The sequence below is a fragment of the Citrobacter sp. Cpo103 genome (assembly GCF_030332605.1).
Lineage (GTDB): Bacteria > Pseudomonadota > Gammaproteobacteria > Enterobacterales > Enterobacteriaceae > Citrobacter > Citrobacter portucalensis.
In genome coordinates, this window is record NZ_JAOWHO010000020.1 from 156,473 (window position 1) to 180,383 (window position 23,911).

Consider the following 23,911-nt stretch of genomic DNA (forward strand, 5'->3'; position numbering starts at 1 on the left):
GCCAGCTCTTAATTGCTGCCCGGCAACAAAATCACTACACTAACGCCGTTCTCAACGGGGTGCTATGCAATATGCTGGCTGAGAGATACCCGTCGAACCTGATCCGGATAATGCCGGCGAAGGGATTTGAGGCTTATCTCAAGTCCTTTGCCACCCAACTCTTGAGGTGCAAAGTGTTTAAAAAATGTCTTCCGCTTTTACTGCTGTGCGCAGCGCCTGCCTTCGCTAAACCTGTACTGACCGTCTATACCTACGACTCGTTCGCAGCTGACTGGGGCCCGGGCCCGACAATCAAAAAAGCCTTTGAAGCTGACTGCAACTGCGAGCTAAAACTGGTCGCGCTGGAAGATGGCGTCTCGCTGCTTAACCGCTTGCGCATGGAAGGAAAAAACAGCAAAGCCGACGTCGTACTGGGTCTGGATAACAACCTTCTGGAAGCCGCCACACAAACCAAACTGTTTGCCAAAAGTGGTGTTGCAAACGACGCCGTTAACGTACCCGGCGGCTGGAAAAACGATACCTTCGTTCCGTTTGACTACGGCTATTTCGCCTTCGTTTATGATAAGAACAAGCTGAAGAATCCGCCCAAAAGCCTGAAAGAACTGGTAGAGAGCGACCAAAAATGGCGCGTCATTTATCAGGATCCGCGCACCAGCACGCCTGGATTGGGTCTGCTGCTATGGATGCAGAAAGTCTATGGCGATAAAGCGCCAGAGGCGTGGCAGAAACTGGCAGCCAAAACCGTCACCGTCACCAAGGGCTGGAGCGAAGCCTACGGCCTGTTCCTGAAAGGTGAAAGCGATCTGGTGCTCAGCTACACCACCTCTCCGGCCTATCACATCATCGCCGATAAAAAAGACAACTACGCCGCAGCCGACTTTAGCGAAGGCCACTATTTGCAGGTGGAAGTCGCCGCCCGTACTGCGGCCAGCAAGCAGCCGGAACTGGCCGAGAAATTCCTGAAGTTTATGGTGTCCCCGGCATTCCAGAATGCGATTCCGACCGGCAACTGGATGTATCCCGTGACGCAAGTCGCCCTGCCGCCAGGATTCGAGCAACTGAATAAACCGGCCACCGCGCTGGAATTTACGCCGCAGCAGGTTGCGACTCAACGTCAGGCATGGATTAGCGAATGGCAACGCGCCGTCAGCCGTTAATCCCCGGCTGGTTGGTTCCAGGGCTTACCGCCGCCACGCTGATGGTGGCCGTTGCCCTGGCCGCATTTCTGGCACTGTGGTTTAACGCCCCGCAGGGAGAGTGGCTCTTGCTGTGGCAAGACGACTACCTGTGGCACGTGGTGCGCTTTTCTTTCTGGCAGGCTTTTTTATCCGCTGTGCTGTCGGTTGTCCCGGCGATTTTCCTCGCCAGAGCGCTCTATCGTCGTCGTTTTCCAGGACGTCTGGCGCTACTGCGTCTGTGCGCGATGACGTTAATCCTGCCGGTGCTGGTCGCGGTATTCGGTATTCTTAGCGTCTACGGCCGCCAGGGTTGGCTGGCTTCGCTCTGGCATACATTCGGGCTGGAGTGGACGTTTTCGCCATACGGTTTGCAGGGCATTCTGCTGGCGCATGTCTTTTTCAATCTACCGATGGCCAGCCGCCTGCTGTTACAGTCGCTGGAGAATATTCCCGGCGAACAGCGGCAGTTAGCCGCTCAGTTGGGTATGCGTGGCTGGCATTTTTTCCGTTTTGTTGAATGGCCGTGGCTGCGTCGTCAGATCCTGCCCGTCGCGGCACTCATCTTTATGCTGTGCTTCGCCAGCTTCGCCACCGTTCTGTCGCTTGGCGGCGGGCCACAGGCCACCACCATCGAGCTGGCTATCTACCAGGCGCTGAATTTTGATTACGATCCTGCCCGCGCAGCCATGCTGGCGTTGATCCAGATGGTTTGTTGTTTGGCGCTGGTGCTCCTCAGTCAACGTCTGAGCCGGGCAATTGCTCCCGGTGCTACCCTGGTACAAGGCTGGCGCGATCCCGACGATCGCCTGCACAGCCGACTGGCTGACGCAATCCTGATTATTCTTGCCCTGTTGCTGTTACTGCCGCCGTTGCTGGCGGTGATTATCGATGGCTTAAACCGCCATGTTCTGGATGTACTGATGCAGCCAGTGCTGTGGCAGGCGCTGGGAACCTCGCTGCGCATCGCATTAGCAGCAGGAGCGTTATGCGTCGTACTCACCATGATGCTGTTATGGAGCAGTCGTGAACTTCGTGCCCGACAGCAACTGCTGGCAGGTCAGATGCTGGAGTTGAGCGGCATGATGATCCTCGCCATGCCGGGCATCGTGTTAGCTACCGGCTTCTTTCTGCTGCTCAATAACACCATTGGGCTTCCCGAATCTGCCGACGGTATTGTTATTTTTACCAATGCGTTGATGGCGATCCCTTACGCGCTGAAAGTGCTGGAAAACCCAATGCGTGACGTCACTGCGCGCTATAGTATGTTGTGCCAGTCGTTGGGCATTGAGGGATGGTCGCGCCTGAAAGTGGTTGAACTGCGCGCCCTGAAGCGCCCGCTGGCGCAGGCGATGGCGTTTGCCTGCGTCCTGTCGATTGGCGATTTTGGCGTAGTGGCGTTATTTGGTAATGAGGATTTCCGTACCCTGCCATTTTATTTATATCAGCAGATTGGCTCTTATCGCAGTCAGGATGGCGCGGTTACGGCGTTATTACTGCTGATCCTGTGCTTTACGCTGTTTACCGTTATTGAGAAATTGCCGGGTCGAAATGTTAAAACTGATTGATATCACATGGCTTTATCACCATCTGCCCATGCGCTTTACGCTGTCGGTCGCGCGCGGCGAGCAGATTGCAGTGCTCGGCCCCAGCGGCGCCGGGAAAAGTACGCTTTTGAATCTGATTGCCGGCTTCCTCACGCCTGCCAGCGGTACCATGATGATTGACGGTGAAGATCACACCACCACTCCACCCTCACGCCGTCCCGTTTCCATGTTGTTTCAGGAAAATAACCTGTTCAGCCACCTGAGCGTACAGCAAAATATTGGCCTGGGCCTGAATCCGGGATTGAAGCTGAACGCATCGCAGCGGGAGAAAATGCACCACATCGCCCAACAAATGGGGATCGACTCACTGCTGGAGCGACTCCCCGGCGAGCTTTCCGGCGGGCAGAGACAGCGCGTGGCGCTGGCGCGTTGCCTGGTGCGGGAACAACCTATTTTACTGCTTGATGAACCATTCTCTGCGCTCGATCCTGCGCTGCGCCAGGAGATGCTAACGCTGGTCGCCGAGGTCTGTCGTGAGAAGCAGTTGACGTTACTGATGGTTTCTCACAGCGTAGAAGATGCGGCGCGAATTGCGTCCCGCTCGATTGTGGTCGCCGATGGGCGCATCGCGTGGCAGGGCAAAACGGACGATCTGTTAAGCGGCAACGCCAGCGCCTCGGCGCTATTGGGCATTAAAGCATAATGCGTTGCCGGATGACGGCGTGAACGCCTTATCCGGCCTGCAGGTCGCACATTTTGTAGGCCGGATAAGGCAAGCAAAGGTATCGTCAGTAACCCACCACTTTGCGCAGAATATCGATATACACCGGCATCAGCGGATGGCGCAGTAACGCCACCAGCGCGACCACGCCGATCCCGAGCGTTAACGGCGCCAGATACAGCAAACGGCTGCGGGGGAAATACGCCGTTAAGCGATCAACAGCCGCTTTGCCACTGCGCCACAACCGCCAGCAAAACCACCCGCCCACCCAGAGCAACACCGCCGTCGCCAGCAGCAACCATTTAAAATCCCCGCTCTGCATATCAGAAGGGATATCAATTGCCGCTCCCGCCAGGATCCCCGGCAGGAAGTAGAACGGTGGCCACAGCACGCAGCCAATAATATTCGGGACGATAAATTTAGCGACAGGCAGATCCAGCATGCCTGCAACCATCGGCACCAGCGGGCGCGTCGGTCCGACAAAACGCCCCACCAGAATAGTAAACATGCTGTGCTGATGCAGGGCATGCTCGGTTTTATCCAGCAACGCCTTGTTCTTTTTCATGAACGACCAACGGTGCAATGGCTTTTTAAAGCGCCAGCCCAACCAGAAGGAGATCCAGTCCCCCAACAGACAGCCGACGATGCCCGCAAGCCAGGCATGCCAGAAGTTCAGTTCGCCGCTGCCAATCAGCGCGCCCAACCCCGCCATCATCACGGTCCCGGGCAGAATCAGACCAACCAGCGCCAGCGACTCCAAAAAAGCCACCAGAAGTACGGCGATCAGAGAGTACAGGGCGGACTGGAGAATAAAGTGTTCCAGCAATGCTTGCATAATGTGTCCGTCAAATTTACGAAGCAGGGATTTTGATAACCCCTCTCAACTTCGTCAAGCCATCAATTGTCTGAATAGATTGCGAGTTATGACAACTTTCAGGATACATCATTCACTTTTTATTCACATCCTGCACGAAAATCGCTCGGACTGGCACCGGTACATTTTTTGAAAACACGAGAGAAATAGAGCTGATCGTCAAAGCCAACATTGCGACCTACGGTGGCGATAGGCATACGTGTGGTACTCAGCAGTAGCTTCGCCTGGCTGATGCGCTGGTCCTCGCGCCAGCTTAATACGCTGATCCCCAACTGCTGACGGAACAGATGCGACAAACGGGAAGGCGACAGGCAGACGTGCTGCGCGACGCTGGCGATATCAAAATTGCTGTCCGCCAGGTGATCGCTGATGTACTGGCAGGCATCGCGGACGCGGTTGTCCATGGGCGGGTGTAGCGATTCATTGATGGCTTCCATACGTCGGAGCAACAACTGCTCCAGTAAATTAATCGCCAGCAGTTCGGAATAACGACCCTCTCCCTGCCCAGCGTTAATTATTTGCCCAAACAGCTCGTTAAAATGCGGCTGATGTGCTTCATCCGGGCGGAAAAAACCGGTCTGGCCAAAAATGGCCGGCCAGGTCAGCCACTCCTGCCAGTAGGCGCGCGGGCGAAAGTAAACCCACTGGTGATACCACTCGCTGGCATCAGGATGGCGCCCGTAGTGGTGAATTTCTCCAGGTGGAAACAACAGAATATCGCCAGGCCGGCAGACAAACTGCTTGCCCTGATTATTGATAACCCCTTCGCCACGGATGGTGAGATTGAGGATATAACCCTTCATACCCAGCGGCCTGTCGATAAAAAAATCCAGGTATCCGTTCGCCTCGATGGGGGTTAATCCGGCCACCAAATGCGCGTTAAACGAATAACCTGGCAACAGGGGATCGTTTTGCGTTTCAGCCATAATTTCAATACTCCCTACGTCCTGCCAAGAAACAATTTGTCCATATTACGCCAGACATCATCGCTGTCGCCCCTGCGGGCCGCTGTATTTGCGGCAATGGACCACCAACCCCGCTTGTGAAAAGCTCTTTGTAAAAAACATGTACTACGCCAACGTCAAAATCGGCTAACAAAAGTGTCTATAACTACGGCAGAAATGTCCACATTGATTATTTGCACAGCGTCACACTTTGTGATGCCACAGCATTTTAGTCCATAAGATTAGCGGATCCTGCCTGACGGTTTTTATCGCTACTCACTACTGTTTATCCATACCCGTATTTTTGGATGGAGTAAGACGATGGCGATTGCAATTGGCCTCGATTTTGGTAGTGATTCAGTACGCGCTTTGGCGGTGGAATGTGCCACCGGCGAAGAGATCGCCACCAGCGTTGAGTGGTACCCACGTTGGCAGGAAGGGCAGTATTGCGATGGCCCAAACAACCAGTTTCGCCATCATCCGCGCGACTACATTGAATCCATGGAAGCGGCGCTGAAAACCGTACTGGCCGAACTGAGCGCTGAGCAGCGCGCGGAAGTGGTCGGTATTGGCGTTGACAGTACCGGCTCAACCCCGGCCCCCATCGATGCAGACGGTAATGTACTGGCGCTGCGTCCGGAGTTCGCGGAAAACCCGAATGCGATGTTTGTCCTGTGGAAAGATCACACCTCAGTAGAAGAAGCCGAAGAAATCACCCGCCTGTGCCATACACCGGGCAAGATCGATTACTCCCGCTATATCGGCGGCATTTATTCCAGCGAATGGTTCTGGGCCAAAATCCTGCATGTAACTCGTCAGGACCACGCAGTTGCCGAAGCTGCGGTTTCGTGGATTGAGCTATGCGACTGGGTTCCGGCCCTGCTCTCCAACACCGTACGCCCACAGGATATTCGTCGCGGTCGCTGCAGCGCCGGGCATAAATCTCTGTGGCATGAAAGCTGGGGTGGTCTGCCGCCAGCCAGTTTCTTTGACGAACTCGACCCCATCCTCAACCGCCATCTGCAATACCCAATGTTTACCGATACCTTCACCGCGGATCTGCCGGTTGGCACCCTGTGCGCCGAGTGGGCACAGCGTCTTGGACTACCGGAAAGTGTGGTGATTGCAGGCGGTGCTTTTGACTGTCATATGGGCGCGGTCGGCGCAGGTGCACAGCCTAACACGCTGGTGAAAGTCATCGGCACGTCAACCTGCGACATTCTGATTGCCGATAAGCAAAGCGTTGGCGAGCGTGCGGTGAAAGGCATTTGCGGCCAGGTTGATGGCAGCGTGGTGCCGAATTTTATTGGCCTCGAAGCTGGTCAGTCTGCATTCGGTGATATCTATGCCTGGTTTAGCCGCGTGCTGAGCTGGCCGCTGGAACAGCTTGCCGTACAGCATCCGGAACTGCAGACCCAGATTAAAGCCAGTCAAAAACAGCTGCTGCCTGCACTCACCGAAGCATGGGCGAAAAATCCATCACTGGAGCATCTGCCGGTCGTGCTCGACTGGTTCAACGGTCGCCGTACGCCCAATGCCAACCAGCGTTTGAAAGGGGTGATTACCGATCTGAACCTGGCAACCGACGCGCCAGCGCTGTTCGGTGGTCTGATTGCCGCCACCGCCTTTGGCGCTCGCGCCATTATGGAATGCTTCACCGAACAAGGCATTGCGGTTAACAACGTGATGGCGCTTGGCGGTATCGCGCGCAAGAACCCGGTCATCATGCAGGCCTGCTGTGACGTGCTGAACCGCCCGCTACAGATTGTCGCTTCAGACCAGTGCTGCGCTCTCGGTGCGGCTATCTTCGCCGCCGTTGCCGCGAAAGTACACGCCGATATCCCTGCCGCTCAACAGCAGATGGCAAGCGCCGTGGAAAACACGCTGCAACCTCGCCCAGAGCAGGCTCAACGTTTTGAACAGCTTTACCGCCGCTATCAGCAGTGGGCAGTAAGCGCTGAACAGCAATACCTTCCGACTGCCGCTCCGGCGCAACAAGCCCCGGTAGACCTGGCAACCCTGACACATTAAGGACACGACAATGACGATTTTTGATAACTATGAAGTGTGGTTTGTGATTGGTAGCCAGCATCTGTATGGCCCTGAAACCCTGCGTCAGGTAACCCAACATGCCGAGCACGTCGTTAACGCACTGAATACTGAAGCCAAACTGCCCTGCAAGCTGGTATTAAAACCGCTAGGCACTTCCCCTGATGAGATTACCGCTATCTGTCGTGACGCGAATTACGACGATCGCTGTGCAGGGATGGTGGTCTGGCTGCATACCTTCTCCCCGGCAAAAATGTGGATTAACGGCCTGACTATTCTCAACAAGCCGCTGATGCAGTTCCACACCCAGTTCAACGCCGCCCTGCCGTGGGACAGCATTGATATGGACTTTATGAACCTGAACCAGACTGCGCACGGCGGTCGTGAGTTCGGCTTCATCGGCGCGCGTATGCGTCAGCAGCATGCCGTGGTCACCGGTCACTGGCAGGATAAACAAGCGCACGAACGCATTGGCTCCTGGATGCGCCAGGCCGTGTCCAAACAGGATACCCGCCACCTTAAAGTCTGCCGTTTTGGCGACAACATGCGTGAAGTTGCGGTCACCGATGGCGATAAAGTCGCTGCGCAGATCAAGTTCGGCTTCTCGGTAAACACCTGGGCCGTGGGCGATCTGGTGCAGGTAGTGAACGCAATTAGCGACGGCGAAATCAACGCGCTGATCGATGAGTACGAAAGCACCTACACCATGACTGCGGCGACGCAAGTCCACGGTGAAAAACGTCAGAACGTCCTGGAAGCGGCCCGTATTGAACTGGGGATGAAGCGCTTCCTGGAACAGGGCGGATTCCACGCCTTCACTACCACATTTGAAGATTTACACGGCCTGAAACAGCTCCCGGGTCTGGCCGTACAGCGTCTGATGCAGCAAGGCTACGGCTTTGCGGGCGAAGGCGACTGGAAAACCGCCGCTCTGCTTCGCATCATGAAGGTGATGTCAACCGGTCTGCAGGGCGGCACCTCATTTATGGAGGATTACACCTACCACTTCGAGAAAGGCAACGATCTGGTGCTCGGCTCGCACATGCTGGAAGTGTGCCCGTCCATCGCGGTGGAAGAGAAACCGATCCTCGACGTACAGCACCTCGGCATTGGTGGTAAAGACGATCCTGCCCGTCTGATCTTCAACACCAAAACCGGCCCGGCAGTGGTTGCCAGCCTGATCGATCTCGGCGATCGCTATCGCCTGCTGGTTAACTGCATCGACACGGTACAAACGCCGTACTCCCTGCCAAAACTGCCTGTCGCTAACGCGCTGTGGAAAGCTCAACCGGATCTGCCAACCGCTTCTGAAGCCTGGATCCTGGCCGGTGGCGCGCACCACACCGTGTTCAGCCACGCGCTGGATCTGAACGATATGCGCCAGTTTGCTGAAATGCACGATATCGAGATCGCGGTGATCGATAACGATACCCGCCTGCCGGCCTTTAAGGACGCGCTGCGCTGGAACGAAGTGTATTACGGCTTCAAACGTTAACAACTGCCGGATGACGGCGTAAACACCTTATCCGGCCTACAAGAATGTGCGATTTGTAGGCCGGATAAGCGTAGCGCCATCCGGCAAGATTCATCGGAGAGCATCATGTTAGAAGATCTCAAACGTCAGGTACTGGAAGCCAATCTGGCGTTGCCTAAGCACAATCTGGTCACCCTGACCTGGGGGAATGTCAGCGCCGTCGATCGCGAGCGCGGCGTGTTTGTGATTAAACCTTCGGGAGTCGATTACAGCGTAATGACCGCCGACGATATGGTGGTAGTCAGTATCGCCACGGGTGAAGTTGTAGAAGGTACGAAGAAACCTTCCTCAGATACCCCAACACACCGTTTGCTGTATCAGGCATTCCCGACCATTGGCGGTATTGTTCACACCCATTCGCGTCATGCAACCATCTGGGCGCAGGCGGGTCAGTCGATTCCGGCAACGGGGACCACCCATGCGGACTATTTCTACGGTTCGATTCCCTGCACACGGAAAATGATCGACGAAGAAATCAACGGCGAATATGAATGGGAAACCGGCAACGTGATCGTTGAAACCTTTGAGAAACAAGGTATTGACGCCGCGCAGATGCCTGGCGTGCTGGTGCACTCTCACGGTCCGTTTGCCTGGGGAAAAAATGCCGAAGACGCGGTGCATAACGCCATCGTGCTGGAAGAAGTCGCCTATATGGGGATCTTCTGTCGCCAGCTCGCGCCGCAATTGCCGAATATGCAGCAAACCCTGTTAGATAAACATTATCTGCGTAAACACGGTGCTAAAGCGTATTACGGGCAGTAACCTCTTCTGAGCATGACAACTGTATAAAATCACAGCTAATCTATCAGAACCAGGCTATAATAATGCCTGGTTTTTTGATGGATACGCAGCGTGGCGCAAGCAGGTTTTATTTTAACCCGGCACTGGCGGGACACCCCACAGGGAACTGAGGTCTCATTCTGGCTGGCTACAGACAATGGGCCGCTGCAGGTCACGCTCGCGCCTCAGGAGTCGGTCGCGTTTATTCCCACCAGTCAGGTTCCTCGCGTGACGTCATTATTACGCACTGAAAACGGCTATCGCCTGACGCCGCTGCAATTGCAAGACTTCCACCGCCAACCCGTTTCCGGACTGTATTGCCGCTCACATCGCCAGCTCATGCGGTTGGAAAAATTGCTGCGCGAAAACGCAGTCACCGTCTATGAGGGCGACGTACGCCCACCTGAGCGGTATCTCATGGAGCGCTTTATCACCTCCCCTGTTTGGGTCGAAGGCGACAGACATAATGACATGCTGGTCAATGCCCGCCTGAAGCCGAACCCTGACTATCGACCACCGCTAAAATGGGTATCGCTGGATATCGAAACCACGCGCCACGGCGAACTCTATTGCATCGGTCTGGAAGGCTGCGGGCAGCGTATTGTCTACATGCTCGGCCCGGCAAACGGCGACGCCTCTACGCTGGATTTTGAACTTGAGTACGTTGCAAGCCGCCCGCAGTTGCTGGAAAAACTCAATGACTGGATTGCCCGTCACGATCCTGATGTGATAATCGGCTGGAACGTCGTGCAATTCGATTTACGCGTCCTGCAACAGCACGCCGAACGTTACCGCATTCCCCTGCGTTTTGGCCGTGATAGCAGCGAGCTTGAGTGGCGCGAGCATGGCTTCAAAAACGGCGTATTCTTCGCTCAGGCTAAGGGCCGCCTGATTATCGACGGTATTGAAGCGCTAAAATCCGCGTTCTGGAATTTCTCGTCATTTTCACTGGAAACGGTGTCACAGGAGCTGCTGGGCGAAGGGAAGTCGATTGATAATCCGTGGGACAGAATGGACGAAATCGACCGTCGATTTGCCCAGGATAAGCCCGCGCTTGCCACCTACAATCTCAAAGACTGTGAACTGGTCACGCGCATTTTTCACAAAACCGAGATCATGCCATTTCTGCTGGAACGATCGACGGTCAACGGTCTGCCGGTCGACCGGCACGGTGGTTCAGTTGCCGCCTTCGGACATCTCTACCTGCCACGAATGCACCGGGCGGGTTATGTGGCGCCGAATCTGGGTGAAGTCCCCGCGCACGCCAGTCCCGGCGGCTACGTGATGGACTCACGCCCAGGCTTATACGACTCGGTACTGGTGCTGGATTACAAAAGCCTGTATCCCTCAATAATTCGTACTTTTTTAATCGATCCGGTGGGGCTTATCGAAGGGATGGCGCAGCCGGATCCGGAACACAGCACCGAAGGTTTCCTTGACGCCTGGTTTTCACGCGAAAAGCACTGCCTGCCTGAAATCGTTACTCAGATCTGGCACGGGCGCGAAGAAGCAAAACGCCGTGGCAATAAGCCACTCTCTCAGGCGTTGAAAATCATCATGAACGCATTTTACGGCGTGCTGGGCACCACTGCCTGTCGCTTTTTCGACCCGAGACTGGCCTCGTCCATTACCATGCGCGGCCATGCGATCATGCGCCAGACCAAAGCGTTAATTGAGACTCAGGGTTACGATGTCATTTATGGCGATACCGACTCGACCTTTGTCTGGCTGAAAAAGGCGCACTCAGAAGACGATGCAGCCCGAATTGGTCGGGAACTGGTGAGCTATGTCAACACCTGGTGGGCGCAATCGCTGAAGCAACAAAATCTGACCAGCGCGCTGGAACTGGAATTTGAAACCCATTTTTGTCGCTTTCTGATGCCGACCATTCGCGGTGCAGATACCGGCAGTAAAAAACGCTATGCGGGGATGATTCAGGACGGTGCTGAGCAACGTATGGTGTTTAAGGGACTGGAAACGGTACGAACCGACTGGACGCCGCTGGCCCAACAGTTTCAGCAGGAGCTATACCTGCGAATTTTTCGTAACGAACCTTATCAGGAGTTTGTTCGCGAGACTATTGACCGTCTGATGGCCGGTGAAATGGATGAACAACTGGTGTACCGCAAGCGCCTGCGTCGCCCGTTAAGTGAATACCAGCGAAATGTTCCACCACACGTTCGCGCTGCGCGGTTAGCCGATGAGCAGAATGTAAAACTGGGGCGTCCGCCACAGTATCAGAATCGCGGAACCATAAAATATGTCTGGACGGTCAATGGCCCAGAACCTGTTGATTATCAGCTATCTGCGCTCGATTACGAGCATTATCTGACCCGCCAGATCCAACCCGTTGCCGAGGGAATTCTTCCCTTTATTGACGATAATTTTGCTACACTACTCACAGGACAACTGGGGTTATTTTGACGCGTGACGAAACCGCCGCCATCCAGTACCATAGCGCCCTTTCCATTCTTGGACCCATTTAACACCACTACCACTGATTTATTAGCCTGGTAGCGGGGTCGTATGCTCTCAATAACGGGGACTAGCCCGGAAAATGACGAGTATTGCCTGCAATTAAAGATATAGAGCCGAACATATATGCCTTTTACACTTGGTCAACGCTGGATCAGCGATACAGAAAGCGAATTGGGACTTGGTACTGTTGTCGCCATGGATGCGCGAACCGTCACTTTACTTTTCTCATCGACGGGCGAAAACCGTCTGTATGCGCGCAGTGATTCCCCCGTGACCCGCGTGATGTTCAATCCTGGCGATACGATAACAAGCCATGAAGGCTGGCAACTGCATGTCGATGAAGTAAAAGAAGAAAACGGCCTGCTTGCCTATATCGGAACCCGCCTGGATACCGAAGAAACCGGTGTCACGCTGCGTGAAGTACTGCTCGACAGCAAACTGGTATTCAGTAAACCACAAGATCGCCTGTTTGCCGGCCAGATTGACCGTATGGATCGCTTTGCTCTGCGCTATCGCGCACGTAAATTTCAGAGCGAACAATACCGTATGCCGTGGAGTGGTTTGCGTGGTCAACGTACCAGCCTGATTCCTCACCAGCTGAACATTGCCCATGATGTTGGCCGTCGTCATGCCCCTCGCGTTTTACTGGCAGATGAAGTGGGTTTAGGTAAAACCATTGAAGCCGGGATGATCCTGCATCAACAACTGCTTTCCGGCGCCGCAGAGCGCGTGCTGATCATCGTCCCAGAGACATTACAGCACCAGTGGCTGGTCGAAATGCTGCGCCGCTTCAACCTGCGTTTTGCACTGTTTGATGATGAGCGTTATGCAGAAGCGCAGCACGACGCCTACAACCCGTTTGAAACCGAACAACTGGTCATCTGCTCGCTGGACTTTGCCCGTCGTAATAAACAGCGTCTGGAGCACCTGTGTGACGCCGAGTGGGATCTGCTGATTGTCGATGAAGCCCATCACCTGGTATGGAGCGAAGACGCGCCCAGCCGCGAATATATGGCCATTGAACAACTGGCAGAACGTGTGCCGGGCATCCTGCTGCTAACCGCTACACCGGAACAGCTGGGTATGGAAAGTCACTTCGCGCGCCTGCGCCTGCTGGACCCGAGCCGTTTCCACGATTTCGCCCAGTTTGTTGAAGAGCAAAAAAATTATCGTCCGGTCGCCGACGCCGTCGCGATGCTACTGGCAGGCAACAAGCTGAGTAACAATGAGCTGAACATGTTAGGCGACATGATTGGCGAGCAGGACATTGAGCCGCTATTGCAGGCGGCAAACAGCGACAGCGAAGACGCACAGAGCGCGCGTCAGGAGCTGGTTTCGATGCTGATGGACCGCCACGGCACCAGCCGCGTCCTGTTCCGTAACACCCGTAACGGCGTGAAAGGCTTCCCGAAACGCGAACTGCATACCATCAAGCTGCCGCTGCCGACCCAATACCAGACGGCGATTAAAGTCTCCGGCATTATGGGCGCGCGTAAAAGTGCAGAAGACCGGGCGCGCGACATGCTCTACCCGGAACAGATTTATCAGGAATTCGAAGGCGACACCGGCACCTGGTGGAACTTTGACCCGCGCGTGGAATGGCTGATGGGCTACCTGACCAGCCACCGCTCGCAAAAAGTGCTGGTTATCTGCGCGAAAGCCACTACCGCGCTTCAGCTGGAGCAGGTTCTGCGCGAGCGCGAAGGTATCCGCGCCGCCGTATTCCATGAAGGGATGTCGATCATTGAGCGTGACCGCGCCGCAGCATGGTTTAGCGAAGAAGATAGCGGCGCCCAGGTAATGCTGTGCTCTGAAATCGGCTCCGAAGGGCGTAACTTCCAGTTCGCCAGCAATCTGGTGATGTTTGACCTGCCGTTCAACCCGGATCTGCTGGAACAGCGTATTGGCCGTCTGGACCGTATTGGTCAGGCGCATGATATTCAGATTCACGTTCCGTACCTGGAAAAAACCGCGCAATCTGTGCTGGTGCGCTGGTACCACGAAGGTCTGGATGCGTTCGAACACACCTGCCCGACCGGCCGTACCATCTATGACACGGTCTATAACAATCTGATCGGCTACCTGGCTGAACCAGAAAATACCGAGGGCTTTGACGATCTGATCAAAACCTGCCGCGAACAGCATGACGCGCTGAAAGCACAGCTGGAGCAAGGTCGCGATCGCCTGCTGGAGATCCACTCTAACGGCGGCGAAAAAGCGCTGGCACTGGCTGAGAGTATTGAAGAACAGGACGACGATACCAGCCTGATCGCCTTCGCCATGAACCTGTTTGATATCGTCGGTATTAATCAGGATGACCGTGGCGACAATTTGATCGTGCTGACGCCGTCCGATCATATGCTGGTGCCGGATTTCCCTGGGCTGCCGGAAGATGGCTGCACCATTACGTTCGAGCGCGATGTCGCCCTGTCGCGTGAAGATGCACAATTTATTACCTGGGAGCATCCGCTGATCCGCAATGGTCTGGATCTGATCCTCTCCGGCGACACCGGAAGCAGCACTATTTCGTTGTTGAAAAACAAAGCATTACCTGTTGGTACGCTGCTGGTTGAGCTGGTCTATGTGGTTGAAGCGCAAGCGCCGAAACAACTGCAGCTAAACCGCTTCCTGCCACCAACGCCGGTACGCATGCTGCTGGATAAAAACGGCAATAACCTTGCTGCACAGGTGGAGTTCGAAACCTTTAACCGTCAGCTCAGCGCCGTTAACCGCCACACCGGCAGCAAACTGGTCAACGCCGTGCAGCAGGATGTTCATGCCATTCTGCAACTCGGTGAAGCGCAGGTGGAAAAATCAGCCCGCGCGCTGATCGACGCAGCGCGTAAAGAAGCTGACGAGAAGCTGACGGCAGAACTTTCCCGTCTCGAAGCGCTGCGTGCCGTTAACCCGAACATCCGTGATGACGAACTTAGCGCAATCGAAAGCAACCGTCAGCAGGTGATGGAAAGCCTGGATCAGGCGGGCTGGCGTCTCGATGCCCTGCGCTTGATCGTCGTGACGCATCAGTAACGGAGCCATACATGGGGATGGAAAACTACAATCCGCCGCAGGAACCCTGGCTGGTCATCCTGTATCAGGATGAACACATTATGGTGGTCAACAAGCCGAGCGGCTTGTTGTCTGTGCCAGGTCGTCTGGATGAGCACAAAGACAGCGTGATGACGCGTATTCAGCGCGATTATCCGCAGGCTGAATCCGTGCATCGTCTGGATATGGCCACCAGCGGCGTGATTGTAGTCGCGCTAACCAAAGCGGCAGAGCGCGAGCTAAAACGCCAGTTTCGCGAGCGCGAACCGAAAAAGCAGTATGTTGCACGCGTCTGGGGGCATCCCGCTCCGGCCGAGGGTCTGGTTGATTTGCCGCTGATTTGCGACTGGCCAAACAGGCCAAAGCAAAAAGTGTGTTATGAGACCGGGAAATCGGCGCAGACAGAGTATGAAGTCGTGGAGTTCGCAGCGGATAACACCGCCCGGGTGGTGCTCAAACCCATTACCGGACGCTCCCACCAGCTGCGTGTGCATATGCTGGCTTTAGGGCATCCGATCCTGGGCGACCGCTTCTATGCTCCGCCGGAAGCTCTGGTGTTAGCGCCGCGCCTGTTGCTGCATGCAGAGATGTTAACCATCACGCATCCCGAATACGGCAACAGTATGACGTTTAAAGTCCCGGCGGATTTTTAAATTCTGAGCCAATTTATGCCGGGGGCGCTTCGCTTGCCCGGCCTACATTCATTAACGTAGGCCGGATAAGGCGCTAGCCGCATCCGGCAATTCAATCACTTGAATCCTTTTTGATCCTTAATCAGCTCGTAAGCTTTTTGGATTTCCTGCGCTTTTTGCTTCGCCATTTCCATCATCTCTGGCGGCAGACCTTTCGCAACCAGTTTGTCCGGATGGTGCTCGCTCATCAGCTTACGGTAAGCCCGTTTTATGGTAGTCGCATCGTCGGTCGTTTTCACACCCAGTACATTACAGGCGTCTTCCAGCGTCGGGCCACGTTGCGCCTGCTGCCAGCCACCGCCGCCAGACTGCTGCTGATATCCGCCGCCAAACTGTGCGCCGCCCTGCATCATGCGCAGGAACTGATCAAATTGGGTGCGTGAGATCCCCAACTCTTCAGCAATCACATACAGCACTTCACGTTCGTTAGGATGCAACGACCCATCGGCAAATGCCGCCTGGATCTGAATCTCCAGAAACATGCGGATCAGATCGAATCGACCAAAACAGACGCTGCGAAACTGACGCATCTTTTCACGTAATGGGTAATTATCCGATTTTCCTACCCGGAAGGCATGTTGTGCTGCCGTTCGCGAGTCACCGTGCAAATTCATCCGATCCATCAACTGGCTGGCGATATGAATATCGGCTTCCGTGACGCGACCTTTGGATTTGGTCAGATGTCCCATCACCTCAAAAGTGGTGGCAAAAAACAGCGCCTGGCGTTCACGTTGGTTGGCAAACCACGCCATTTTGCGCATGCGGGCTTTGTCGAACATGTGGCCAACTAACAGCCCCAGAACCACACCCCAGAAGCCGCCGCCCATCATTAAGGCCACGGCTACACCAATTATCTTTCCCCAATACTGCATAGACTCCCCAAATCTTTCCGCTCTCAGCCAGGCTATGTCCCACAATATAAGGTGCTTTTACCGATTTACGGCTGCGGTCAATTGTGGGACATCGCCTATAATTTGCATTATCATACCTGTCATTCAATGCCGTGCCTAACACCACAAACGCTATACCCGTTGGATTTCGAGTTGCAGCAAGGCGGCAACGTAGTGAGTCCCCTGGAGCTTACCCATGTAAGTGACTGGGGTGAACGAGGAAGACAACGAAGATGCAGCTTGAAAGGTGGCAGGTATAAAATGGGCAGGATTAATACTAGCGAAGTGAAGATGAGATAAGTTAGGCTGTGACCGTTTGTCACGCGCGACGCTACTGATGATGGAACAATAAATACAACGTATGAAAAAACGTATTCCCACTCTTCTGGCCACCATGATTGCCAGCGCCCTCTATAGCCATCAGGGCCTGGCAGCCGATCTCGCCTCACAGTGTATGCTGGGCGTGCCGAGCTATGACCGTCCTCTGGTACAGGGCGAGACTAATGAGTTACCCGTCACCATCAATGCCGACAACGCAAAAGGGAATTATCCCGATGACGCGGTGTTTACCGGCAACGTGGATATCGCACAGGGTAACAGCCGCCTGCAGGCCGACGAAGTGCAGCTTCATCAGAAGCAGGCTGAAGGCCAGCCGGAGCCAATTCGTACCGTCGATGCGCTGGGCAATGTCCATTATGACGACAATCAGGTTATTCTGAAGGGACCGAAGGGCTGGTCTAATCTGAATACCAAAGATACCAACATCTGGGAAGGTGATTACCAGATGGTCGGCCGTCAGGGGCGCGGGAAAGCTGACCTGATGAAACAGCGTGGGGAAAACCGTTATACCATTCTGGAAAACGGTAGCTTTACCTCCTGTCTGCCGGGTTCCGATACCTGGAGCGTCGTCGGTAGTGAAGTTATCCACGACCGTGAAGAACAGGTCGCAGAGATCTGGAACGCCCGTTTTAAACTGGGTCCGGTTCCGGTCTTTTATAGCCCTTATTTACAGTTACCCGTCGGCGATAAGCGCCGTTCCGGTTTCCTGATCCCGAACGCAAAATATTCCACCAATAACTATTTTGAGTTCTACCTCCCGTATTACTGGAACATTGCGCCCAATATGGACGCCACCATCACGCCGCACTATATGCACCGTCGCGGCGGGATCATGTGGGAGAACGAATTCCGCTACCTCACCCAGGCGGGTGCGGGCTTGATGGAGTTCGACTATCTGAATTCCGATAAAGTGTACGAGGACGAACATCCGAATGATGACAATTCACGTCGCTGGCTGTTCTACTGGCAGCACTCTGGGGTGATGGACCAGGTGTGGCGTTTCAACGTCGACTACACCAAGGTCAGCGACTCCAGCTACTTTAACGACTTTGACAACAAGTACGGTTCCAGTACCGATGGCTACGCCACGCAAAAATTCAGCGTCGGATACGCGGTGCAGAACTTTGACGCCACGGTATCGACCAAGCAGTTCCAGGTCTTTGCTGATCAGAACAACAGTAGCTACTCCGCTCAGCCACAGCTAGACGTTAATTTCTATCAGAATGACGTCGGTCCGTTCGATACCCGGATTTATGGGCAAGCGGTGCATTTCGTTAATACCAAGGATTACATGCCGGAAGCCACGCGTGTTCACCTTGAACCGACGATCAATCTGCCGTTGTCGAATAACTGGGGCAGTATCAATACCGAAGCGAAGCTGCTGGCAACGCACTACCAGCAGACCAACCTGGATTGGTATAACACCAATAATGCCACTAAGCTTGATGATTCCGCCAACCGCGTCATGCCGCAGTTTAAAGTCGACGGCAAGATGGTATTCGAGCGTGACATGCAAATGCTGGCGCCGGGTTATACCCAGACGCTGGAGCCGCGCGCGCAGTACCTGTACGTCCCGTATCGCAACCAAAGTCATATCAATAACTATGACTCCTCACTGCTGCAATCTGACTACAGCGGCCTGTTCCGTGACCGCACCTATAGTGGTCTGGACCGTATCGCTTCTGCCAACCAGGTAACGACCGGGGTCACATCTCGCGTTTATGATGACGCGGCCGTTGAACGTTTTAATATTTCTGTGGGTCAAATCTACTATTTCACCGAGTCACGCACTGGCGATGACCATACAGAATGGGAGAATGACGACAAAACAGGTTCACTGGTATGGGCGGGCGATACCTACTGGCGCATCTCCGATCGTTGGGGTTTACGCAGTGGGATCCAGTACGACACGCGTCTGGATAGCATCGCAACCAGCAATAGCAGTATCGAATACCGACGCGACGAAAACCGTATGCTGCAGTTGAACTACCGTTATGCCAGCCCAGAGTATATTAAGGCCGCTGTACCTTCACGTGATGTAACTAACGCCCAGTATGAAAACGGGATTTCGCAGGTGGGCGCAGTGGCAAGCTTCCCGATCGCCGATCGTTGGTCGATTGTTGGTGCTTACTACTTCGATACCAACGTGAACAAAGAAGCAGATTCAATGTTGGGCTTACAGTACAACTCCTGCTGTTACGCCATTCGCTTTGGCTACGAGCGTAAGCTGAACGGTTGGGATGACAAAATGCAGCACGCGATTTATGACAACACGATCGGCTTTAATATCGAACTCCGCGGCCTGAGCTCAAACTACGGTCTCGGCACGACTCAAATGTTACGTTCGAACATTTTGCCGTATCAAAGCGCTTTATGATCTGATTGATTTACAACGTAATCCGCATTGCGGTTAATTGAAATGGAAAAAGTATGAAGAACTGGAAAACGCTGCTTCTCGGTATCGCCATGATCGCGAATACCAGTTTCGCTGCCCCACAGGTAGTCGATAAAGTCGCAGCCGTCGTCAATAACGGCGTCGTTCTGGAAAGCGACGTCGATGGCTTAATGCAGTCAGTAAAACTGAATGCAGGTCAGGCAGGTCAGCAATTACCGGATGACGCCACGCTGCGTCATCAGATCCTGGAACGTTTGATCATGGATCAAATCCTCCTGCAAATGGGTCAGAAGATGGGGGTGAAAATCTCTGACGAGCAGTTGGATCAGGCTATTGCCAACATCGCCAAGCAGAACAACATGACGCTGGATCAGATGCGCAGCCGTCTGGCACAGGATGGCTTAAGCTATTCAACCTATCGTAGCCAGATCCGCAAAGAGATGACCATCTCTGAAGTGCGTAACAACGAAGTTCGCCGTCGCGTCACTATCCTGCCTCAGGAAGTGGATGCCCTGGCGCAGCAGGTAGGCAACCAAAACGATGCCAGCACCGAGCTGAACCTGAGCCACATTCTGATCCCATTACCAGAAAACCCAACGTCCGACCAGGTTAACGCAGCTGAAAGCCAGGCGCGCTCTGTTGTTGATGAAGCGCGTAACGGTAGTGATTTCGGAAAACTGGCTATTACTTATTCCGCTGACCAGCAGGCGCTGAAAGGCGGTCAGATGGGTTGGGGACGTATTCAGGAGCTGCCGGGTATCTTTGCCCAGGCGTTAAGCACTGCGAAAAAAGGCGATATCATTGGCCCAATTCGTTCCGGTGTCGGCTTCCACATCCTGAAAGTCAACGATATGCGTGGCCAAAGCCAGAGCATCTCCGTGACTGAAGTTCATGCTCGCCACATTCTGCTTAAGCCGTCGCCGATCATGACCGATCAGCAGGCGCGTCTGAAGCTGGAACAAATCGCGGCAGATATTAAGAGCGGTAAAACTACCTTCGCGGCAGCCGCTAAAGAGTTTTCTCAGGATCCAGGCTCTGCCAACCAGGGCGGCGATCTGGGCTGGGCTGCAGCGGATATTTTCGACCCTGCTTTCCGCGATGCGCTGACCAAACTTAACAAAGGCCAGATGAGCGCCCCGGTGCACTCCTCTTTCGGTTGGCATCTGATCGAACTGCTGGATACGCGTAACGTTGATAAAACTGACGCAGCGCAGAAAGACAGAGCTTACCGTATGCTGATGAACCGTAAATTCTCGGAAGAAGCAGCAACCTGGATGCAGGAACAGCGCGCCAGCGCTTACGTTAAAGTTCTGAGCAACTAATGACTCGTGCTCAACGCGTTGTTATCACTCCCGGCGAACCCGCCGGGATTGGCCCGGACCTGGTGGTTCAACTCGCCCAGCGCGAGTGGCCTGTAGAACTTGTTGTCTGTGCGGATGCAGCACTCCTCAATGACCGGGCAGCGATGCTCGGTTTACCGCTTTCACTCCTCCCATACTCTCCAGATACCCCAGCCAAACCGCAATCAGCAGGCACATTGACGCTGTTACCGATTGCGCTGCGGGCACCTGTTGTCGCGGGTCAGTTGGCGGTAGAAAACGGGCAATATGTGGTGGATACGCTGGCTCGCGCCTGCGATGGTTGTCTGCAAGGTGAGTTTGCGGCGCTGATCACCGGCCCGGTTCACAAGGGCGTTATCAATGACGCTGGCGTCCCGTTTACCGGACATACCGAGTTTTTTGAAGAGCGCTCACAGGCAAAGAAAGTTGTTATGATGCTGGCGACCGAAGAGCTGCGCGTTGCCCTGGCAACCACGCATTTGCCGCTCAGAGCCGTTGCCGACGCCATTACGCCCGCCCTGCTTCAGGAAGTGATCGGCATTTTGCATCATGATTTACGCACCAAGTTCGGCATTGCCGATCCGCATATTCTGGTGTGTGGTCTTAACCCGCATGCTGGTGAAGGCGGTCATATGGGAACGGAAGAGATAGATACCATCATTCCGGTACTCGATGAACTGCGTGCGCAGGGAATGAAATTAAACGGTCCGCTGCCCGCAGATACGCTGTTTCAGCCCAAATATCTCGACCACGCGGATGCCGTGCTGGCAATGTACCACGATCAGGGTCTCCCCGTGCTAAAATACCAGGGATTTGGTCGCGGTGTGAATATCACGCTGGGCCTGCCCTTTATTCGCACATCCGTCGATCACGGCACCGCACTTGAACTCGCGGGCCGTGGACAAGCAGATGTCGGCAGTTTTATTACGGCGCTTAATCTCGCCATCAAAATGATTGTTAATACCAATGAATAATCGAGTCCATCAGGGCCATTTAGCCCGTAAACGTTTCGGGCAGAACTTCCTCAACGATCAGTTTGTGATCGAAAGTATTGTCTCTGCTATCAACCCGCAGAAAGGTCAGGCTATGGTCGAAATCGGCCCGGGCCTGGCGGCATTGACCGAACCAGTAGGCGAACGTCTGGACAAGCTCACGGTCATTGAACTCGACCGCGATCTGGCAGCACGCCTACAGACACACCCGTTTTTAGGGCCTAAGCTGACGATTTATCAGCAAGATGCCATGACCATGAACTTCGGCGAACTGGCACAAACGATGGGACAGCCGCTGCGCGTATTCGGCAACCTGCCGTACAACATCTCCACGCCGCTCATGTTCCATCTTTTTTCCTATACTGATGCCATTGCCGACATGCATTTCATGTTGCAAAAAGAGGTGGTGAATCGTCTGGTTGCAGGGCCAAACAGTAAAGCGTATGGTCGATTAAGCGTCATGGCGCAGTATTACTGCAATGTGATCCCGGTACTTGAAGTACCGCCTTCCGCATTTACGCCAGCGCCTAAAGTTGATTCAGCCGTTGTGCGTCTGGTCCCTCATACGACGATGCCGTACCCGGTTAAAGATGTTCGTGTGCTGAGCCGTATTACCACCGAAGCGTTTAATCAGCGCCGTAAAACGGTACGTAACAGTCTCGGCAACCTATTTAGCGTTGAAGTACTGACAGAGCTGGGCATTGATCCGGCGATGCGAGCGGAAAATATCTCTGTCGCGCAATACTGCCGGATGGCTAACTATCTGTCAGAAAACGCGCCATCGAAGGAGAGTTAAACATGATCAATTCGCCCCGAGTGTGCATTCAGGTACAAAGCGTCTACATTGAGGCGCAATCCTCACCTGATGATGAACGTTACGTTTTTGCTTACACCGTAACTATCCGCAATTTGGGGCGAGCGCCTGTGCAGCTGTTGGGGCGTTATTGGTTGATCACTAATGGTCATGGCCGCGAAACCGAAGTTCAGGGTGAAGGCGTGGTTGGCGTCCAGCCCCACATCGAACCCGGCGAAGAGTACCAGTACACCAGCGGTGCGGTGATTGAAACACCGCTGGGCACCATGCAGGGTCATTACGAAATGATCGATGAACAAGGCATCGCCTTTACCATCGATATTCCCGTATTCCGACTCGCCGTTCCAACACTCATTCATTAAAACAATAACTATGGCGACATACCTTATTGGCGACGTTCACGGTTGTTACGATGAACTGGTAGCCTTGCTGCATCAGGTAGACTTTAATTCCGAAAAAGACACCCTATGGCTCACCGGCGATCTGGTCGCTCGTGGACCGGGCTCGCTGGACGTTTTGCGCTACGTGAAATCACTGGGCGACAGCGTGCGGTTAGTATTGGGTAATCACGATTTACACCTGCTGGCCGTATTCGCCGGTATCAGTCGTAATAAACCTAAAGACAGGGTCACATCGCTGCTCGAAGCACCGGATGCCGACGAATTACTTAACTGGCTCCGCCGTCAACCGCTGTTGCAGGTAGACGAAGAGAAGAAGCTGGTAATGGCGCATGCCGGTATCACCCCACAGTGGGACCTGCAGACGGCAAAAGACTGTGCTCGCGATGTTGAAGCCGTGCTGTCGAGCGATTCGTATCCCTTCTTCCTTGATGCGATGTACGGCGACATGCCCAATAACTGGACCCCGGAACTGACCGGGCTGGCGCGCCTGCGTTTTATTACCAACGCCTTTACCCGCATGCGTTACTGCTTCCCTAACGGTCAGTTGGATATGTACAGCAAAGAGTCACCAGAAGACGCACCTGCCCCGCTGAAGCCGTGGTTTGCCATTCCTGGACCTGTCAGTGAAGCGTACAGCATTGCATTCGGGCACTGGGCATCGCTGGAGGGTAAAGGCACGCCAGAAGGCATTTACGCGCTGGATACGGGGTGTTGCTGGGGAGGCGATCTCACCTGTCTGCGCTGGGAAGACAAACAGTACTTCGTGCAGCCGTCAAATCGCCATCTGAATCTGGATCCTGGCGAAGCGGTCAACGCCTGATAGGTTTATGCCTGATGGCGCTACGCTTATCAGGCCTACATCTGGCACAAAAGTAGGCCGGATAAGGCGTTTCGCCGC

Annotated in this window: 18 protein-coding genes and 1 riboswitch; of the genes, 15 read left to right on the forward strand and 3 right to left on the reverse strand. The window is 54.3% G+C overall.

Annotated features, from left to right (window positions below; genetic code table 11):
* The first annotated feature begins 45 nt into the window (after positions 1–45).
* Positions 46–143: riboswitch (TPP riboswitch) on the forward strand.
* 30 nt (positions 144–173) lie between these two features.
* The 3 genes from thiB to thiQ are packed head-to-tail and all read left to right on the forward strand — an operon-like array spanning position 174 to position 3,425.
* Positions 174–1,157, forward strand: a complete 984-nt coding sequence (gene thiB / locus OGX89_RS03355; protein WP_063941099.1) for a thiamine ABC transporter substrate binding subunit — start codon at positions 174–176, stop codon at positions 1,155–1,157.
* Positions 1,133–2,743 carry a thiamine/thiamine pyrophosphate ABC transporter permease ThiP gene (thiP, locus tag OGX89_RS03360; protein WP_003829581.1) on the forward strand — a complete coding sequence of 537 codons (1,611 nt, stop codon included), beginning with the start codon at positions 1,133–1,135 and terminating at the stop codon, positions 2,741–2,743. The genes thiB and thiP overlap by 25 nt, the downstream gene beginning before the upstream one ends.
* Positions 2,727–3,425, forward strand: coding sequence for a thiamine ABC transporter ATP-binding protein ThiQ (thiQ, locus tag OGX89_RS03365; protein WP_003829583.1), 699 nt, complete (start codon positions 2,727–2,729; stop codon positions 3,423–3,425). The genes thiP and thiQ overlap by 17 nt, the downstream gene beginning before the upstream one ends.
* A gap of 85 nt (positions 3,426–3,510) precedes the next feature.
* On the opposite strand, the gene OGX89_RS03370 is transcribed toward thiQ, so the two are convergent.
* Both OGX89_RS03370 and araC read right to left on the reverse strand, forming a co-directional pair.
* Positions 3,511–4,278, reverse strand: coding sequence for a DedA family protein (locus OGX89_RS03370; protein WP_003829584.1), 768 nt, complete (start codon positions 4,276–4,278; stop codon positions 3,511–3,513).
* Positions 4,279–4,397: 119 nt separating this feature from the next.
* Positions 4,398–5,243: an arabinose operon transcriptional regulator AraC gene (araC, locus tag OGX89_RS03375; RefSeq protein ID WP_126956902.1), complete on the reverse strand. Its 846-nt coding sequence runs from the start codon at positions 5,241–5,243 to the stop codon at positions 4,398–4,400.
* A gap of 339 nt (positions 5,244–5,582) precedes the next feature.
* On the opposite strand from araC, the gene araB reads away from it, so the two are divergent.
* The 6 genes from araB to rluA all read left to right on the forward strand — a co-directional run bounded on the left by araB (position 5,583) and on the right by rluA (position 15,803).
* The gene (gene araB, locus OGX89_RS03380; protein ID WP_003829588.1) at positions 5,583–7,292 is read left to right on the forward strand and encodes a ribulokinase; all 1,710 of its coding nucleotides are present in this window, start codon (positions 5,583–5,585) and stop codon (positions 7,290–7,292) included.
* Between the two features lie 10 nt (positions 7,293–7,302).
* Positions 7,303–8,805: an L-arabinose isomerase gene (gene araA, locus OGX89_RS03385; protein WP_126956904.1), complete on the forward strand. Its 1,503-nt coding sequence runs from the start codon at positions 7,303–7,305 to the stop codon at positions 8,803–8,805.
* A 105-nt stretch (positions 8,806–8,910) separates the two neighbouring features.
* Positions 8,911–9,606, forward strand: coding sequence for an L-ribulose-5-phosphate 4-epimerase (araD, locus tag OGX89_RS03390; protein ID WP_003829593.1), 696 nt, complete (start codon positions 8,911–8,913; stop codon positions 9,604–9,606).
* A gap of 90 nt (positions 9,607–9,696) precedes the next feature.
* A complete protein-coding gene (gene polB, locus OGX89_RS03395; RefSeq protein WP_126956906.1) occupies positions 9,697–12,048 on the forward strand; it encodes a DNA polymerase II in 2,352 nt (783 codons plus the stop codon).
* Between the two features lie 177 nt (positions 12,049–12,225).
* The gene (rapA, locus tag OGX89_RS03400; RefSeq protein WP_063941096.1) at positions 12,226–15,132 is read left to right on the forward strand and encodes an RNA polymerase-associated protein RapA; all 2,907 of its coding nucleotides are present in this window, start codon (positions 12,226–12,228) and stop codon (positions 15,130–15,132) included.
* A gap of 11 nt (positions 15,133–15,143) precedes the next feature.
* Positions 15,144–15,803, forward strand: a complete 660-nt coding sequence (gene rluA, locus OGX89_RS03405; RefSeq protein ID WP_003829598.1) for a bifunctional tRNA pseudouridine(32) synthase/23S rRNA pseudouridine(746) synthase RluA — start codon at positions 15,144–15,146, stop codon at positions 15,801–15,803.
* Positions 15,804–15,898: 95 nt separating this feature from the next.
* Here rluA and djlA read toward each other — a convergent pair whose 3' ends face one another.
* Positions 15,899–16,714, reverse strand: a complete 816-nt coding sequence (gene djlA / locus OGX89_RS03410) for a co-chaperone DjlA (protein ID WP_008786173.1) — start codon at positions 16,712–16,714, stop codon at positions 15,899–15,901.
* 379 nt (positions 16,715–17,093) lie between these two features.
* Between djlA and lptD the strand changes: the two genes are divergently transcribed.
* Genes lptD through apaH form a run of 6 tightly spaced genes read left to right on the forward strand, consistent with a single transcriptional unit; the run spans position 17,094 to position 23,833 of the window.
* Positions 17,094–19,448, forward strand: coding sequence for an LPS assembly protein LptD (lptD, locus tag OGX89_RS03415; RefSeq protein ID WP_126956908.1), 2,355 nt, complete (start codon positions 17,094–17,096; stop codon positions 19,446–19,448).
* A 53-nt stretch (positions 19,449–19,501) separates the two neighbouring features.
* On the forward strand, positions 19,502–20,788 hold the full coding sequence (gene surA / locus OGX89_RS03420) for a peptidylprolyl isomerase SurA (protein WP_003829603.1): 1,287 nt from the start codon (positions 19,502–19,504) through the stop codon (positions 20,786–20,788).
* Entirely contained in the window at positions 20,788–21,780 is a 993-nt protein-coding gene (gene pdxA, locus OGX89_RS03425; protein ID WP_126319277.1) for a 4-hydroxythreonine-4-phosphate dehydrogenase PdxA, read from the forward strand. Before surA ends, pdxA begins: the two co-directional genes overlap by 1 nt.
* Positions 21,773–22,594 carry a 16S rRNA (adenine(1518)-N(6)/adenine(1519)-N(6))-dimethyltransferase RsmA gene (rsmA, locus tag OGX89_RS03430; protein WP_003829609.1) on the forward strand — a complete coding sequence of 274 codons (822 nt, stop codon included), beginning with the start codon at positions 21,773–21,775 and terminating at the stop codon, positions 22,592–22,594. The genes pdxA and rsmA overlap by 8 nt, the downstream gene beginning before the upstream one ends.
* Positions 22,595–22,596: 2 nt before the next feature.
* Complete coding sequence (apaG, locus tag OGX89_RS03435; RefSeq protein WP_003018867.1) at positions 22,597–22,974, forward strand: Co2+/Mg2+ efflux facilitator ApaG/CorD; 378 nt, start codon at positions 22,597–22,599, stop codon at positions 22,972–22,974.
* 10 nt (positions 22,975–22,984) lie between these two features.
* A complete protein-coding gene (apaH, locus tag OGX89_RS03440; RefSeq protein WP_003829612.1) occupies positions 22,985–23,833 on the forward strand; it encodes a bis(5'-nucleosyl)-tetraphosphatase (symmetrical) ApaH in 849 nt (282 codons plus the stop codon).
* Positions 23,834–23,911: the final 78 nt, after the last annotated feature.